11 protein-coding genes are annotated in these 14,603 nt (G+C 69.2%); 3 read left to right on the top strand and 8 right to left on the bottom strand.

Going from position 1 to position 14,603, the window contains the following annotated elements:
- Positions 1–21: 21 nt before the first annotated feature.
- The 8 genes from J7E88_RS06575 to J7E88_RS06540 are packed head-to-tail and all read right to left on the bottom strand — an operon-like array spanning position 22 to position 7,868.
- The gene (locus J7E88_RS06575) at positions 22–885 is read right to left on the bottom strand and encodes an ornithine cyclodeaminase family protein (RefSeq protein WP_308307352.1); all 864 of its coding nucleotides are present in this window, start codon (positions 883–885) and stop codon (positions 22–24) included.
- 23 nt (positions 886–908) lie between these two features.
- Complete coding sequence (locus tag J7E88_RS06570) at positions 909–2,135, bottom strand: aminotransferase class I/II-fold pyridoxal phosphate-dependent enzyme (RefSeq protein ID WP_215178297.1); 1,227 nt, start codon at positions 2,133–2,135, stop codon at positions 909–911.
- Complete coding sequence (locus J7E88_RS06565) at positions 2,135–3,046, bottom strand: alpha/beta hydrolase (RefSeq protein WP_215178295.1); 912 nt, start codon at positions 3,044–3,046, stop codon at positions 2,135–2,137. The genes J7E88_RS06570 and J7E88_RS06565 overlap by 1 nt, the downstream gene beginning before the upstream one ends.
- Positions 3,046–3,948, bottom strand: coding sequence for a hypothetical protein (locus J7E88_RS06560; RefSeq protein ID WP_215178293.1), 903 nt, complete (start codon positions 3,946–3,948; stop codon positions 3,046–3,048). The genes J7E88_RS06565 and J7E88_RS06560 overlap by 1 nt, the downstream gene beginning before the upstream one ends.
- On the bottom strand, positions 3,945–4,829 hold the full coding sequence (locus J7E88_RS06555; protein WP_215178291.1) for a CoA ester lyase: 885 nt from the start codon (positions 4,827–4,829) through the stop codon (positions 3,945–3,947). Before J7E88_RS06555 ends, J7E88_RS06560 begins: the two co-directional genes overlap by 4 nt.
- Positions 4,826–5,773 (bottom strand): isopenicillin N synthase family oxygenase, encoded by a 948-nt coding sequence (locus tag J7E88_RS06550; RefSeq protein ID WP_215178290.1) that lies wholly within the window; start codon positions 5,771–5,773, stop codon positions 4,826–4,828. Before J7E88_RS06550 ends, J7E88_RS06555 begins: the two co-directional genes overlap by 4 nt.
- A complete protein-coding gene (locus tag J7E88_RS06545; RefSeq protein ID WP_308307349.1) occupies positions 5,770–6,273 on the bottom strand; it encodes a MaoC family dehydratase in 504 nt (167 codons plus the stop codon). The genes J7E88_RS06550 and J7E88_RS06545 overlap by 4 nt, the downstream gene beginning before the upstream one ends.
- A complete protein-coding gene (locus J7E88_RS06540) occupies positions 6,270–7,868 on the bottom strand; it encodes a 2-isopropylmalate synthase (protein WP_215178289.1) in 1,599 nt (532 codons plus the stop codon). Before J7E88_RS06540 ends, J7E88_RS06545 begins: the two co-directional genes overlap by 4 nt.
- Positions 7,869–8,158: 290 nt before the next feature.
- Here J7E88_RS06540 and J7E88_RS06535 point away from each other — a divergent pair, with 290 nt between their 5' ends.
- The 3 genes from J7E88_RS06535 (at position 8,159) to J7E88_RS06525 (ending at position 14,218) form a co-directional block, all read left to right on the top strand.
- The gene (locus J7E88_RS06535) at positions 8,159–9,550 is read left to right on the top strand and encodes an MFS transporter (RefSeq protein ID WP_215178288.1); all 1,392 of its coding nucleotides are present in this window, start codon (positions 8,159–8,161) and stop codon (positions 9,548–9,550) included.
- Positions 9,551–9,624: 74 nt separating this feature from the next.
- Entirely contained in the window at positions 9,625–13,143 is a 3,519-nt protein-coding gene (gene car, locus J7E88_RS06530; protein WP_215178287.1) for a carboxylic acid reductase, read from the top strand.
- A gap of 166 nt (positions 13,144–13,309) precedes the next feature.
- Entirely contained in the window at positions 13,310–14,218 is a 909-nt protein-coding gene (locus tag J7E88_RS06525; RefSeq protein ID WP_215178286.1) for an LLM class flavin-dependent oxidoreductase, read from the top strand.
- The last annotated feature ends 385 nt before the right edge of the window (positions 14,219–14,603 follow it).

The following is a 14,603-nucleotide window of genomic DNA, read 5'->3' as shown; positions in this document are numbered from 1 at the left end:
ACGGTCTTCCCTTCGGTGCGGTCAGCGGTGCGGGGGCGCCATCAGGTGGGCGCAGGTGATGAGGTCCAGTGCGGCGTGTCCGGTGGAGCTGAAGACGGTGGGGCGGCCGTCGAGGCCGGTGTGGCCGCCGGTTACCAGGGATTCCAGGCCGATCGCCGTGCGATGGATCTCGCCGGCCTCGGCGACGGCGATCTCGATGTCCTCGACGACGAGGGTCGCGGCGGCCAGCAGCGAGCGCGGCAGCTCCCGCGACTCGGTGGTGTGCGCGCCCATGCAGTTGAGGTGCACGTGCTCCGGCAGGTCCGCGGCGATCGGCAGCGGGTGCACGGACGTCGTCGCCGTGGAGACGACGTCCGCTCCCGAGGTGGCCTCCTCGGCGGACGCGCAGACCACGGCGCGGGCCAGGCCGGCGCCCCGGATCCGCTCGCACAGCGCCTCAGCGTGCGCGGTGGTGCGGGAGTGGACCCGCACCTCGGTGATCTCCCGCACCGCCGAGACACCGAGGTACTGCTGCCAGGCCTGCACCCCGGACCCGACGATGCCGAGGACCGCGCTGGAGCGGGCCGCGCAGTGGTCGGTGACCACGGCCGTCACCGCGGCACACTTGAGGTCGGTGACGGCCGCGCCGTCCAGCACGCCGAGGAGTTCCCCGCTCGTCGCCGAGAACACGGGGACCACGGAGGTCACCGTCGGCCCGGGCCCGTCGGTGATGGTCGCCGTCTTGTTGATGCACAGTCCGTGGTCGGCACTGACGGCGGGCATGGACAGGAACCTGGCACCCCGACCGTCGTCGACGACCTGCCGCAGCGGCACGGCCATCCGCCGGACCGCGCCGCTGCGCAGACTCTCCCGCATCAGCGCGGCCACAGCGGCAACGTCGCCCACCCCGTGCTCCGTACCGGCAAGGGTCATCCGAGCCCCGCCAGCACGTCCAGCAGATCGGTCGCGAACCGCTCGGTCAGCTCCGTCGGCATATCGCCCCGCAGCATCATCCGTACCCCTGCCTGGCCCTGCGGCACGATCGGGAAGAACATCGCGGAGCAGTAGTAGCCGCGTTGGTAGAGCTCGGTAGACAGCCGCACCGCCCGGTCGTTGTCACCGACGGTGACGAACTTGATGTGCGATCCGGTGCCACGCAAGTCGTGTCCGCGCAGCCGCTCGTCGAACAGCGCGATGTTCCGCGCGAGTTGCCGCTGGAGACGGCCGAGCTCCGGGCTGCGGTGGACCTCCAGGGCACCGAGCGTGGTACCGATCGCGGCGGTCCGCAGCCCCTGGGACCAGGCCAGCGGCCCCGACCGGTAGAGGAATTCCCATACCTCGCGGTCACCGACCATGGCGATGCCGCCGGTGCTGCCGAACGCCTTGGCGATCGAGGCGACGACGATCGTACGGGAGTCGAGGACGTCGAACGCCGTGCGCGCGTAGCCCTCGCCGCGCCCACCCACCGCCGACAGCGCGTGTGAGTCGTCGAGGTAGACGAACATGCCGTAACGGTCCTGGAGTTCCTTGATTCCCGTCAGGTCGGCCTGTCCCCCGGTCGAGTAGACGCCTTCGCCGACGTAGGCCACCCGCGGGTACCGCTTGCAGATGTCGCCGAGGTACTGCATGTCGTTGTGCGGACAGGTCAGCACCAGCGTCTCGTCGGCCAGGACCGGCTTGAGGAAGTTCATGGAGAAGTGCGCGAACCGGTCGAACACCACGACGAGGGGCTCGCCGTCGGTCAGATGCCCGGAGGCCAGCAGCGGCAGGATCGCCGCGCTCAGCACCCCGCAGGACACCGACGGCAGCACATGGGCGCCGAAGTACTCGGAAAGTTCCTCCTCCAGCCGATCCATGATTCCCAGACGGATCCGGAACTCGCCCATGGACAGCCCGGTGATCCGCTCCTCGGCCAGGGCGGCGCGCCCCGCCTCGATCACCGTGGGATGACTGTTGAGCCCCAGGTACGAGCAGGACGACAGGTTGGCGAACTCGTGCCCGGACCGGAGGTCTCGCAGCCGGTTCTGGCCGTCGACGGCCTCGACCACCAGACCGAGCATCCCGTGCTTGCGGGACAGGCCCCAGGCGGCCTCGCCGGCCGGGACCATCTTGCGGTTGTTGCGGTACCGGTACGGACCGGTGATGTCCTCGCCCATCACTCACCGACCGCCTGGGAACGGAGCCAGCCGCCGAGCCGGGCCACGGCCTCACGGGCCTTGGCGAGGCGCGCGTAGTGCAGATGCCATACGTGCACCATTCCGGGCCAGACCTCCAGCACAGCGGTGGACCCGGCGCGTCGCAGGCTGGTCGCGAACCGTTCCGCGTCACTGAGCAGGATCTCGCGGCTGCCCACCTGGAGGAGCACCGGCGGCAGACCGGTGAGTTCTCCGAACAGCGGGGACACGTAGGGGGTCGTCGGCGCGGTGCCCGCCAGGTACGACTCGGCGACCAGGGCCACGATGGGCTTGCTGAGCATGGGGTCTTCGTGTTCCAGGGTGCGGTAGCTCTCCCCGCTTCCGGTCAGGTCGGTCCACGGCGAGACGCACGCCGCCGCGGCCGGCAGCGGCAGCCCCGAGTCCCGCAGCTTCAGCAACGTCGCGAGGACCAGGCCACCGCCCGCCGAATCCCCCGCGAGGACCACGTCGGAGGCGGCCACCCCGTCGGCGAGGAGGCTCCGGTACGCGGCCACCGCGTCCTCGAGCGCCGCCGGATAGGGGTGCTCGGGGGCCCGCCGGTAGCCCACGAAGAACATCCGGCAGCGGGCCGCCCGGGCGATCTCCGCCACCATTCCGCCGTGGCTGCGCAGCGATCCGTAGACGTAGCCGCCGCCGTGCAGATAGAGCCCGATCCGGGAGCCCTCCGCGTTCGGCGGGGTCAGCAGGTGGCCGCCGTCGCGCTGTTCGACCTCGATGTCGCCGGCGATCGGCGTGCCCCACGCGTCGTAGAACTGCCGGGCCTCGTCGATGTCCTCGGGCCAGTCGTCCGCCGCGAGCGCCGCCAGGAGCGCCGCGAGCTCCGCGGCGTCACTCTCGGACATGACCGGCACGCCCGTCTCGGTGGCCGTCATCACCCCTCCGCCGTGCCCTGGGCACCGACCGGGTCGATACCGCGGTGGTAGCGCTCGCGCGCGGCCTCGTCCGGCACTTGCAGGCTGGGCTGGGGGATGTCCAGGCTGTAGTGGCGGTACCACTTCGCCAACTCGACGTCCTCGGCGAACTGGTACTCCAGATGCCGGATCGGGCGCCGCGCGGGCTTGGCCGGGTCGGCCGGGCGGGGCTCGGAGCCGGCATGCGCCAGCCCGCGGTCCACCTCGTTGAGCAGGACGACCATCACCAGGTCGGCGGACAGGTCGGCGTCCACCGCGGCGGCGTAACCGGCCAGGACCGGCTCGGCGTGCTCCTCCTTGACCGCTACGTTGAAGCTGTGCGGCATCAGCTCGATCAGGTCGGCCGGGGTCACCCCCGCTTCCTCGCAGTAGGCGCGGGTGTCGCAGACCACCGGGACACCGCCGACGATGTTGGTGTTGGGTCCGTAGATGTTCCCGACGAACGGCGTGGCGGCGTCGAAGTGCACGCACTTGGTCGTCAGGAACTCGCGCTCGGTGGTGTGGTCACCGTTCGGGGTGAAGTGCGTGTTCTTGTTGTAGCCGTCGACGTCCATGTCCGCGATGCGGTCGTAGTCCATCGTGACCGGGCTGAACCGGGCGACGTCCACCCGGTCGCCGAAGGCACGGAACTGCGACTCCAGGTAGTCGCGGGCCAGCGCGGCGTCCTGATCCTTGCGGACGTCCAGTCCGTGGCGTGCCAGCGTCTGGGCCACGCCGCGGCAGACGGCGACGCCGTCCCCTTCGGCCACCAGACGCACCAGTTCGGAGACGAGCTCCTCGCCCACCGCCCGCAGCCGGCCGTCGACCAGCTCGGTTTCGTAGGCGGAGACATCGATGATCACGTGCTGCGGGAGGGTCTTCACTGGGGTTCCCCGATCTCCAGGTGCGAGTGCGGATGCTGGGAGGTTGCGGCTTCGGGCGCGTGGAGTCGGAGCATGCGCTGGGCCCGAAGCACGAACGGCGGGGCAAGCACGCGGTCCTTCTCGACGGCGAAGCCGTAGGGCGTGGAGTTGTAGTCCTCGACCACACTCCGGTATTCGGCGATCTCGTTCGGGCCGACGGTGAACGTCTCGGCGATCACCTCGACCTGCCGGGGGTGGATGGCGGCCTTGCCGGTGAACCCGGCGTCCCGGGCCGCCCGGCACTGCGCCGCGACGACGGCGAGGTCGTGCAGTTCGAACGAGTTGGTGTCGATGGCGGGCACCCGGTACTTGGCCGCTGCGGCGCACAGCCGGGCCCGCGCGTGGTCGAGGTAGCTCTCGTTCTCGGCGTACAGCTCGGCCGTCAGGTCCGCCTGGCCGAAGCACAGGCCGTCGCTCACCGCGGCGATGGCAAAGGCGCTCTCGACGGAGTCGACGGTCTCGATGAAGCTGCAGATCTGCGGCGGTTTCGAGGTGCGCGCCAGCAGCGACCGGTAGATCGCCACGTCACCGGGGCCGGAAATCTTGGGGACGAAGATCACGTCGATCGGTACGCCGCCGACCGTGGCGTCCATATCGAGCAGCGCCCGCATGTCCTCCAGGCCGTCGGGCGTTGCGATGGTGTTCACCCGCATGCCGAGAGCGGGCAGGCCGGCCGCGGTCAGGTCCGCCTGCGCCAGCAGCGCGCGAGCCTCGGCCTTCTTGGCCGGATGGGTGGAGTCCTCCAGGTCCAGGACCAGCATGTCGGCGCGGACCCGGCCCGGCCGGGCCACCGACGCCAGCAGCAGCGCCGGGGTGTACAGCAGGCTCGCGTACGGTCTCATGGCGTACCCTCCCTCCCGAACAGCAGGTTCATCTTCTGGAGCGAGAAGTCCTCGTATCGGATCGGCTCGTACTTCGCGGGGCGGTCGGCCGTGAACTTCGGGAAGCACTCGATGACGGTGTCGTCGTTGGCCAGCTTGAAGAACACGATGGACTGTCGCTGCCGGTCGGCGAGCCGGACCCGGTGCGGCGTCGAGACGTACTCGTCGTTCGACCAACGGGCCATCAGGTCACCGATGTTGACGATGAAGCTGTCGCGTTCCTGTACCTCGATGTCCAGCCAGCGGCCGGTGCGGTCCTGGAGCTGGAGACCCGGGCCGTCCTGGGTGAGCAGCGTGATCAGTGTGCCGTCGGTGTGCTGCCCCATGCCCTGGTCGTTCAGGAACTCCGGGGCGACCCCGGGGTAAAGATGCGAGCGGAGCGAGTCGTTGGAGGTGTTCGTCCGGGTGGCGAAGAAGTCGCGCGGCAGGTCCAGGGCCAGGGCGAGCAGTTCGGCGATCCGGCCCGCCACGCTCTCGCAGGCCGCGAAGTACCGCTTCAGCGCCGCGCGCAGCTCGGCTCCGAGCTCGTCGGCGGGGAAGGGAAGTTCCTCGTCGTCGCGCAGGATCAGCCGCCCGGCGCTGAACTTCTCGACGTAGTCCGAGGGCATGCCCGGTTTGCCGGTGTATGCGTACGCGTTCTCGGACAGCAGGGCGCTGTAGCCGTACGGGCTGTAGTCGTTGTCGCCGCGCGCGGTGGAGGTGCGCATCGCGAACTCGCGCTTGGTTTCCGGCGGGAGTTCGAAGAAGCGCAGCGACGCGGCGTAGGCGTCGTCGAAGACCTCGGGGGCGATCCCGTGGCGGCGTACGACGAAGAACCCGGTCTGCCGGCACGCGTCGGAAATCTCGTCGGCGATCTTGCGCTCGGCGTCCGGATGCGCCGTTTCCAGGGTGATGACTGGGATCATCGGTCTGCCTCCAGACGGGGGACGAGAATCGTCCGTTCGAATTCGATCACCGTCACGTCGTGCTGGTTCCGGCCGACGGTGTGGACGGTCACGATGCCCTCGCCGGACCGCGTGCCGGACTCCCGCCGGGCGACGATGCGGGTCTGTGCGTAGAGCGTGTCGCCCACGAACACCGGGGCGGTCAGACGCACCTTGTCCCAGCCGAGGTTGGCTACGCACTTGGCACTGATGGTGGAAACCGTCATTCCGTTGACGATCCCGAAGGTGACCAGGCTCGACACCAGGATCCGGCCGAACTGGGTCTGCTCGGCGTAGACGGCGTCGATGTGCAACGGATGCTGGTTGAGGCAGAGCAGGGAGCTCCAGACGTTGTCGGTCATGGTGATCGTCCGGCCCGGCCGGTGCTCGATGACCTCACCGGGGACGAAGTCCTCATAGACCATGCCGCTGTCCTCCCGGTAGGTTCCGGGGCTGACGGCGACGAAAGACTTGCTCTTCACCGCTCTCCTTCGTGGATGCCGGCCCGATGCAGTGCGGACCTGGCCGATCTGTTCGCCGCGTCGGCTGCCGTGGCTGCCAGGCCGAGTCCCCAGAACGTGCGATCACCCGCCTCCAGCGCCACGAAGCAGGCAGTGGACTCACCGGCCGCGGCCGCCGTGCCGGTGACCTGGACCTGCGTGAACTCGACGCCGTGCGCGGCGGCGAGCTCCGCGACGACCTCGTCCGGATCCGCGCCGACCGGCGACGTGGCCGAGTCGTCGAGGCAGTAGGTCTCCTGGAACAGCTGCCAGATCTCGGCCGGATCCAGCTCCCGCCCCCTGGTGTCGGCGGCGTCCTGGACCACTGCCGCGAAGTCCCGTCGCAGTTCCGCCGGCAGGTCGAGTCCCCAGCCGGCCTTGAGTACATAGGCGATGCCGCCCTTGCCCGACTGGCTGTTGACCCGGATGATCGCCCGGTAGTCGCGGCCGACGTCCTTCGGGTCGATCGGCAGGTAGGGGACCTGCCAGGGAAGTTCACCGACGTTGCTGCCCTCGCGTTCGGCCCGGTCGGCCAGCGCTGCCAGGCCCTTGGCAATGGCATCCTGGTGGGTGCCGGAGAAGGCGGTGTACACCAGGTCCCCGGCGTAGGGGTGGCGGGGGTGCACCGGCAGGCGGTTGCAGTCCTCGACGATCTCGCGGACGGCGTCGATGTCGGAGATCTCCAGCTGGGGATCGACACCGCTGCTGAACAGGTTGAGCGCGAGCGTCACCAGGCAGACGTTGCCGGTGCGTTCGCCGTTGCCGAGCAGTGTGCCCTCGACCCGGTCGGCCCCGGCCAGCATCGCCAGCTCCGCCGACGCGACTGCGGTGCCCCGGTCGTTGTGCGGGTGCACCGACAGGATGATCGCGTCACGTCGGTCGAGGTTGCGGTCCATCCACTCCACCTGGTCGGCGAAGACGTGGGGCGAGTGGGTCTCCACCGTGGTCGGGAGGTTCAGCACCAGTGGCCGGTCGGGCGTGGCATCGACGACCTCCGCGACCCGGTTCGCGATCTCCAGCGCAAACTCCGGCTCGGTCAGGTTGAAGGTCTCCGGCGAGTATTCGAACCGGATGTCCGTCCTGGACTGTCGCTCCGCCAGCCGCACCAGCTGCTGCGCGCCGTCAACGGCCATGCGCAGAACCTCGTCCCGTGTCATGCCGAACACGACTTCGCGCCACAGACACGCCGTCGCGTGGCACAAATGCACCACGGTGCATTTGGCTCCGCGAATCGCATCGAAGGTCCGCTCGATGAGTTCGGGACGGGCCGGCGTGAAAACCGACACCGTCACGTCGTCCGGAATTCCCTCCTTGACGACCAACTCTCGCACGAAGTCGAAATCGTCGGCGCTGGCCGCCGGATATCCGATTTCGATATCCTTGAAACCCATCGCGACGAGCAGATCGAACATCCGCTTCTTCCGATGCGTGTCCATGGGGTCGGCCAGCGCCTGGTTTCCATCTCTCAGATCGACGGAGGCCCACACCGGAGCACGATCGAGCACTCGATCCGGCCACCGCCTTGACCAGCCGGAAGTGGGCGCCGGTTCGTTCCGCGCATAGCGGTGGAACGGCATGGACGACGGACGTTGCGGAATTCCCCGGAATCCCCCGGAAAAAGACGTTGATGAAGCCGTTTTGCGCACTTCCACGCTGCACCCTCTCGCTGTTCTCAGCACTTCGAGACTACGGACCGTCAGACTCGAGAGGGAAGTAGACCGTCCTCTATACCGGACCCTGGAATCTATCCAATTCGGACGCCGGTGCCGGTTCGCCGTAGTTCACGGTTGACGTTGATTCGGTGGCGGCTAGGATTTCGCAGCATTGACCGGCACGATCTGACCGACTCATGCGAAATGGCAGGCCCATGGCCGAATCGACCAGTCTCGACAACCCCGCGCAGGACGTGGGTGATGCGACTTTGCAGCCCGGACGCGTCCTCGCGGTGGCCTGCCTGGCGCACGGACTGATCGTCATCGACACCAGCATCGTCCACGTCGCGATCCCGGCGATCCGCGCCAGTCTCCACGCGACCCTTCCGACGATGCAGTTCGTCGTCACCGCGTACGTGGTCGTCATCGCCAGTCTGATGCTGGCCGGAGCCGCAGCGGTCGGACGGTTCGGCGCGGTGCCGATGTTCCGCCTCGGCGTCGTCCTGTTCGGGGTGACGTCGGTGCTGTGCGGCCTCGCTACCGACGGTGCCGTGCTCGTCGCCATGCGGGCGTCACAGGGCCTGGGAGCGGTACTGATCATGCCCGCCACCCTGGTGATGCTCACCGACACCTACAGGGACCCGGGCAAGCGCGCCAAAGCCATATCCATCTGGTCGATGGTCGCCGGCAGTCCGGTCGCGTTCGGTCCCACTCTCGGGGGTGCCCTGGTCGAGACAATGGGCTGGCGGAGCATCTTCCTGATCAACGTGGTCGTCGTCCTGATCGTCCTGTGGCTGTCGGCGCGTCACATGCCCCGAGGCGAACCAGCCGCGCGGAAGGAGCCGCAGGACGTGCCGGGCCAGCTCCTTTCCATCCTCTTCCTCGGCGGCCTCGCGCTGGCGCTCGCCGAAGGACAGGACCTGGGATGGACCCGGCCACTGCCGGTGGCGGCATCGGTGACGGCCATGGTCGCGTTCGCCGCCTTCGTGGTCCGACAGCGCAGTTGTGCGTTCCCCACGATCCCGGGTGACCTGTTCCGGGCCCCGGGGTTCCGCGGGTTCCTCACGGTCGGCCTGCTGCTCTTCGTCGGCTACAACGGGCTGATGTTCACGCTCAGCGTGTTCCTCCAACAGGTACGCGGCTACAGCCCGGTCACCACCGGGCTGTTGTTCCTGTCCTCCGCGCTGCCGATCACCTTCATGCCGCTGGTCGCCGGACGCGTCGAGGCCAGGTTCGGCGCCCGTAAGGTGCTGGGCGCCGGGATCCTGCTGTCCCTGTTCGGCGGGATACTGCTGGCCGCCGTCGGCAGCCGGGCCCCGGTCGGTACCTGCCTCGGGCTCACCTTCATCGGACTCGGCTTCGGCCTGGCGACCGTGCCCCAGATCACCCTGGTCATGGGGACGGCCCCGGCACACCGCTCGGCCATCGCCAGCGGACTGATGTCGGCGGGCCGGTCGACGGGATCCCTAATCGGTGTCGCCCTGCTGGGCGGTCTCCAGTCCGGAAACGGCATCGCCGCCCCGGCGTTCGCCGCCGTCGTCGTCTACGCGCTCATGGCGCTGGCCGCTTTTCTCGGCGGCCGGAGGCTGCCCGCCGACTCCGCCTAGGGGCATCCATGTCGGCGAAGAACAGCCTCCCCGGCGACATCGGTTCATCGCACTCCTCACATACCGGAGCACTCATGTCTGAGCATCTGGCGGGTTACGACGCCGTGTCCAGGATGGCGGCACTGCACGCGAACGACCCCGAATTCGCCCGGGCAGCTCCGTCGCCGGACGTCGCCGAGGACATCCGTCTCCGCGACGGCAGCCTCGTCGGCACCATCGCGGCCGCCATGCACGGATACGCGGACCGGCCGGCGCTCGCACGCAGGGCCGACCGCATCGTCCGCGACCCCGTCACCGGCCGCCGCACCCGCGAACTCCTCCCCGCCTTCGAGACCCTGACCTACGCCGAGCTGTGGCAGCGGGTCGGCAGGCTCGCGGCCGCCTGGAGCGATGGCCCGGGCGGCCTGCGCGCCGGCGACTTCGTCGCGACGCTGGGATTCACCGGCATCGACTACGCAACGATCGACCTGGCCTGCATGTACCTGGGAGCGGTGTCGGTCCCGCTGCCCATCGGATCGTCCGCCGTACGACTGGCACCGGTCATCGCCGAGACGCGGCCGCGGGTCCTCGCCGCCGGCATCGGCTCGCTCGACACCGCGGTCGACGCCGTCCTCGGGTCCGACGCCCTCGAACGCCTCGTCGTCTTCGACTGCGACCCCCGCGTGGACGACCACCGGGAGGCCGTCGAGGCGGCCGTCGACAAGCTGAGCGAGCGGGTCACCGTGGTGCCGGTGCAGGACGAACTGCGCCGTGGCAGCGAACTGCCCCCCGTGGAACCGTACGACGACGGTGACCCGGACCGGCTGGTCGGCCTGATCTACACCTCCGGAAGCACCGGCACACCCAAGGGTGTGATCTACACCGCGTCCATGATCACGCGAATGTGGCAGAACGCCCGCGGCGGTTTGAACGCCGCGGGAGGCAGCGGCACTCCGGTGCTCGTCCTGCACTACATGCCCATGAGCCACGTCAACGGCCGCTCCTGGCTGGTCAGCGGGCTCTCCTCCGGCGGCATCGGCTTCTTCGCGGCCCGCAGCGACATGTCGACGCTGTTCGACGACATCCGCCTGTCGCGTCCCACGGTGCTGAGTCTGGTGCCGAGGATCTGCGACATGGTGCACCAGCGGTACCTGCTCGAAGCCGACCGCCTCTCCCGCACCGGCACCGCCCGCTCGGAAGCCGAAGCAGCCGCGTCCGACCAGGTCCGCGACGGCATGCTCGGCGGCCGGATCGTCCTTGCCCTGTGCGGAAGCGCGCCCTTGTCGGTGGCGATGCGCACCTTCATGGCCTCGCTCCTCGGTACGCAGATCATCGACTGCTACGGGTCGACGGAGACAACCCGCGCCATCGTCGTCGACCAGGTGGTGCGCCGTCCGCCGGTGACCGACTACCGGCTGGTCGACGTTCCCGAGCTCGGATACTTCGCGACCGACAAGCCCCACCCCAGGGGCGAACTGCGGGTGAAATCGATCGGGCTGTTCCCCGGGTACTACAAGCAGCCCGACGTCAAAGCACGCACCTTCGACGAGGACAGCTACTACCGCACGGGTGACGTCTTCGCCGAGGTCGCACCCGACCGCCTGGTCTACGTCGACCGGATCAACAACGTCGTCAAGCTCTCCCAGGGGGAGTTCGTCGCCGTGTCCGCGCTGGAGGCGTTGTACGCGACCAGCCCGTACATCGCACAGATCTACGTCTACGGCAGCAGCGAGCAGGCGTTCCTGCTGGCGGTGGTGGTCCCCGACACCGAGCTCCTGGGACAGGCCGACGAGGCCGCGATACGGGCGAAGGTCCTGGACTCGATGCGGGAACTCGCCCACGACACGGGACTGAACGCGTACGAGATCCCACACGACATCGTCGTCGAACGCCAGCCGTTCACGGTCGGCAACGGATTGCTGTCGGGGGTCGGCAAGCTCCTGCGCCCCGCCCTCAAGGAACGCTACAGCGGTCAACTGGAGCGGCTGTACGCGGACATCGCCACCGGTCGGGCCGGCCAGATCGCGGCGCTGCGGGCCGCGGGCCGGGACGTCTCACCGCTGCAAGCGGTACTCACCGCGGCTCAGATCACCCTCGGCTGCCCCTCGTCGCTGGTCCGGGCGGAGGCCACCTTCACGGATCTGGGCGGTGACTCACTGTCAGCGCACACTCTCTCGACCGTCCTTGAGCAGATCGTCGATGTGGAGGTGCCCATCCAGGTCATCCTCCAGCCCGGCTCGACGCTGACCCGCATCGCGGACCACCTCGGCTCGGCGCGCGGGACACGGACGGCGCGTCCCACGTTCGCCTCGGTGCACGGTCCCGACGCGGACGAGGTGAGGGCGAGCGACCTGACCCTCGACCGCTTCACCGACGAGCGACTACTCGCCTGGGAACCGAGGACACCGGTCGGCACCGCCCCGGTCCACCACGTCCTGATCACCGGGGCCACCGGGTACCTGGGACGATTTCTGGCCGTCGAATGGCTCCGGCGCGTCGCGGAGACGGGCGGGCGGCTGACCTGCCTCGCCCGGGCCGCCGACGACGAGGCCGCCCGTCAGCGCGTGGTCCAGTGCCTGCGCGCCGCGTCTGCGGACCGGACGGACTGGTTCGACGCAGCCGCGACACGGCATCTCCAGGTCCTGGCCGCGGACGTGTCGGCGCCGAAGCTGGGCCTCGACGAAGCGACCTGGGGGGCGCTGGCCGCCGGCGCCGATCAGATCGTGCACGCTGCGGCCTTGGTCAACCACGTGCTTCCGTACCGTCGGTTGTTCACGCCGAACGTCGCCGCGACGGCAGAGCTGATCGCGCTGGCGCTCACCCACCGGATCAAGCGGTTCTCCTACGTTTCGACCGTGGCCGCCGCGATGCAACCCGACGGGTCGTTCCTCGACGAGACGGTCGACATCCGTACCGCGGCCGCAATACGGCAGCTGAGCGACTCCGACGCGAATGGATACGCCACCAGCAAGTGGGGCGGTGAGGTCCTGCTGCGTGAGGCGCACGAGAGGACGGGCCTGCCGGTCACCGTGTTCCGGCCCGACATGATCCTCGCCCACAGCAGCCTGCCCGGCCAGCTGAACCAGACCGACCGGTTTACCCGACTGATCCTCAGCGTCATCGCGACGGGCATGGCGCCGCGCTCCTTCTACCGGCTCGACAAGGACGGCAGACGCCGACGGGCTCACTACCGCGGTCTGCCCCTCGACTTCACCGCCGCAGCGATCAGCGCCCTCAGCGCCCACAGTGCGGACGGGTACGTCACGTACAACACGGTCAACGCCAACGACGACGGCGTCTCGCTGGACGAGATCGTGGACTGGCTGGCCGCCGCGGGGCACCAGATCACCCGGTACGACGACTACCGGCAGTGGCACATGCGCGCAGAGGCGGCCCTACGAGGCCTTCCGGAGCATCAACGCAGGTTGTCCCTGCTGCCGTTGATGCAGGCGTACGCCCGGCCGGCCGAGCCGAGGGCGGCCTCCGTGGTACCCGCCTCACAGTTCACCGCGGCAGTGGGCAGTCTCGGTGTGGGCGAGGGTCTCGTGCCGTCGCTCTCGCCGGAGTTCATCGGCAAGTGTGTTGCCGACCTAAGACTGCTCCAACTCCTGTAGACGGGCGACAGCGTGGGAGACGCCGAGTCCGGCCGCTCCCAGGTGGTCATCGCCTCCCGCGGCGGAATTTCCTGGGCCTGCGCCCACTGATGCGGCTCTGCCCGAGTGGCTTCCCACGCCGGTGAACATCAAGGCTGAAGAACAAGCAATGAGTCTGGAGTCTGTTGTGCGTATCAGCGTCTGCATCCTGCCCGACCGTCCGTTCCGCGAGGCGGCCCCGATATGGCGGCACGCCGAGGATCTGGGCTTCCACGCCGCCTACAGCTACGACCACATCACCTGGGCGGGGCTGCCGGACAGCGCCTGGTACGGCGCGATGCCCACGCTGGCGTCCGCCGCCGGCGCGACCTCGCGGATCAAGCTCGGCACGCTGGTGTCGTCGCCGAACTACCGGCACCCAGTACCGCTCGCGCACGACGTCATCACGCTGGACGCCATCAGCGAAGGCCGGTTCGTCCTCGGCTTCGGCGCCGGCTCGCCCGACGCCGACGCCGTTGTGCTCGGCCAGGGCGAGCCGGGCAAGGGCTGGTCGGTGCAGGAACGCGGCGGCCGGTTCCGCGAGTCCGTGGAGCTGCTGGACCGGCTGCTGACCGGGGCGGCGCACGACGGCCGGAAGCGGAGCACGTTCCACGGCCGCTACTACGAGGCGATCGACGCCCGGCTCGAACCGGGGTGCGTGCAGCAGCCCAGGGTGCCTTTCGTGCTGGCGGCAAACGGTCCGTTGGGGATGCGGACCGTCGCGCGGTACGGCGCGTCGTGGGTCGTCACCGACCAGGGGGACGTATCCAGGGACGAGCGGACCGCGGCCTGGACCTGGTCCGTCCTCGCGCGTCGGGTGGAGCAACTCGACGCGGCGTGCGAGAAGGAGGGCCGGGATCCGAAGTCCCTGGACCGGACGTTGCTGACCGGGTTCTCGCTGCTGCCGACGATGCAGTCGGCACAGGCCTTCGAGGACGTCGCGGGGCGGTGTGCGGAGCTGGGCTTCACCGACATCGTGGTCCACTACCCACGGGAGTCGGGGTTCTTCGCCACTCCCCGGCAAGTCATCGAGGAGATCGCACCCGCGAACCGCTGAGACCCTCGCTCAGAACTTCTGACGCATGACGCTGGGAGCACCGAACGTCATGGGGCGCGTGCCACTGCGCAGCAGCGCGCCACAGGCCGCGGGCACGCCCTTGGCGCCCGCGGGCCTTGGTGACGGGCGCTCTTGTGATCGGTAGGTCAGACCGGCAGGTTCCAGGAGCAGCCGTCGGGTGTTCCGAGCCACACGCGTTGGGTGCCGTCCGGGTCCACGGTCAGGCCGAGGTCGGAGTGTGGGGGTGAGCCCGCGTCTTGCCAGACAGTGAGAGCGTCTTCCGCCTGCTGACGCGCTGCTGAGCCTCTGCTCGTTCTTCGGCATCTCCTTGCGCGCGAACGGGCGGACCAGCACCTTGCCCATCCCGTGGGCCTCGAAGTCGAGG

This window comes from Streptomyces sp. ISL-10 (assembly GCF_018614575.1).
In the GTDB taxonomy this organism is placed as follows: Bacteria; Actinomycetota; Actinomycetes; order Streptomycetales; family Streptomycetaceae; genus Streptomyces.
This window is presented reverse-complemented; position numbering and strand designations above follow the sequence as displayed.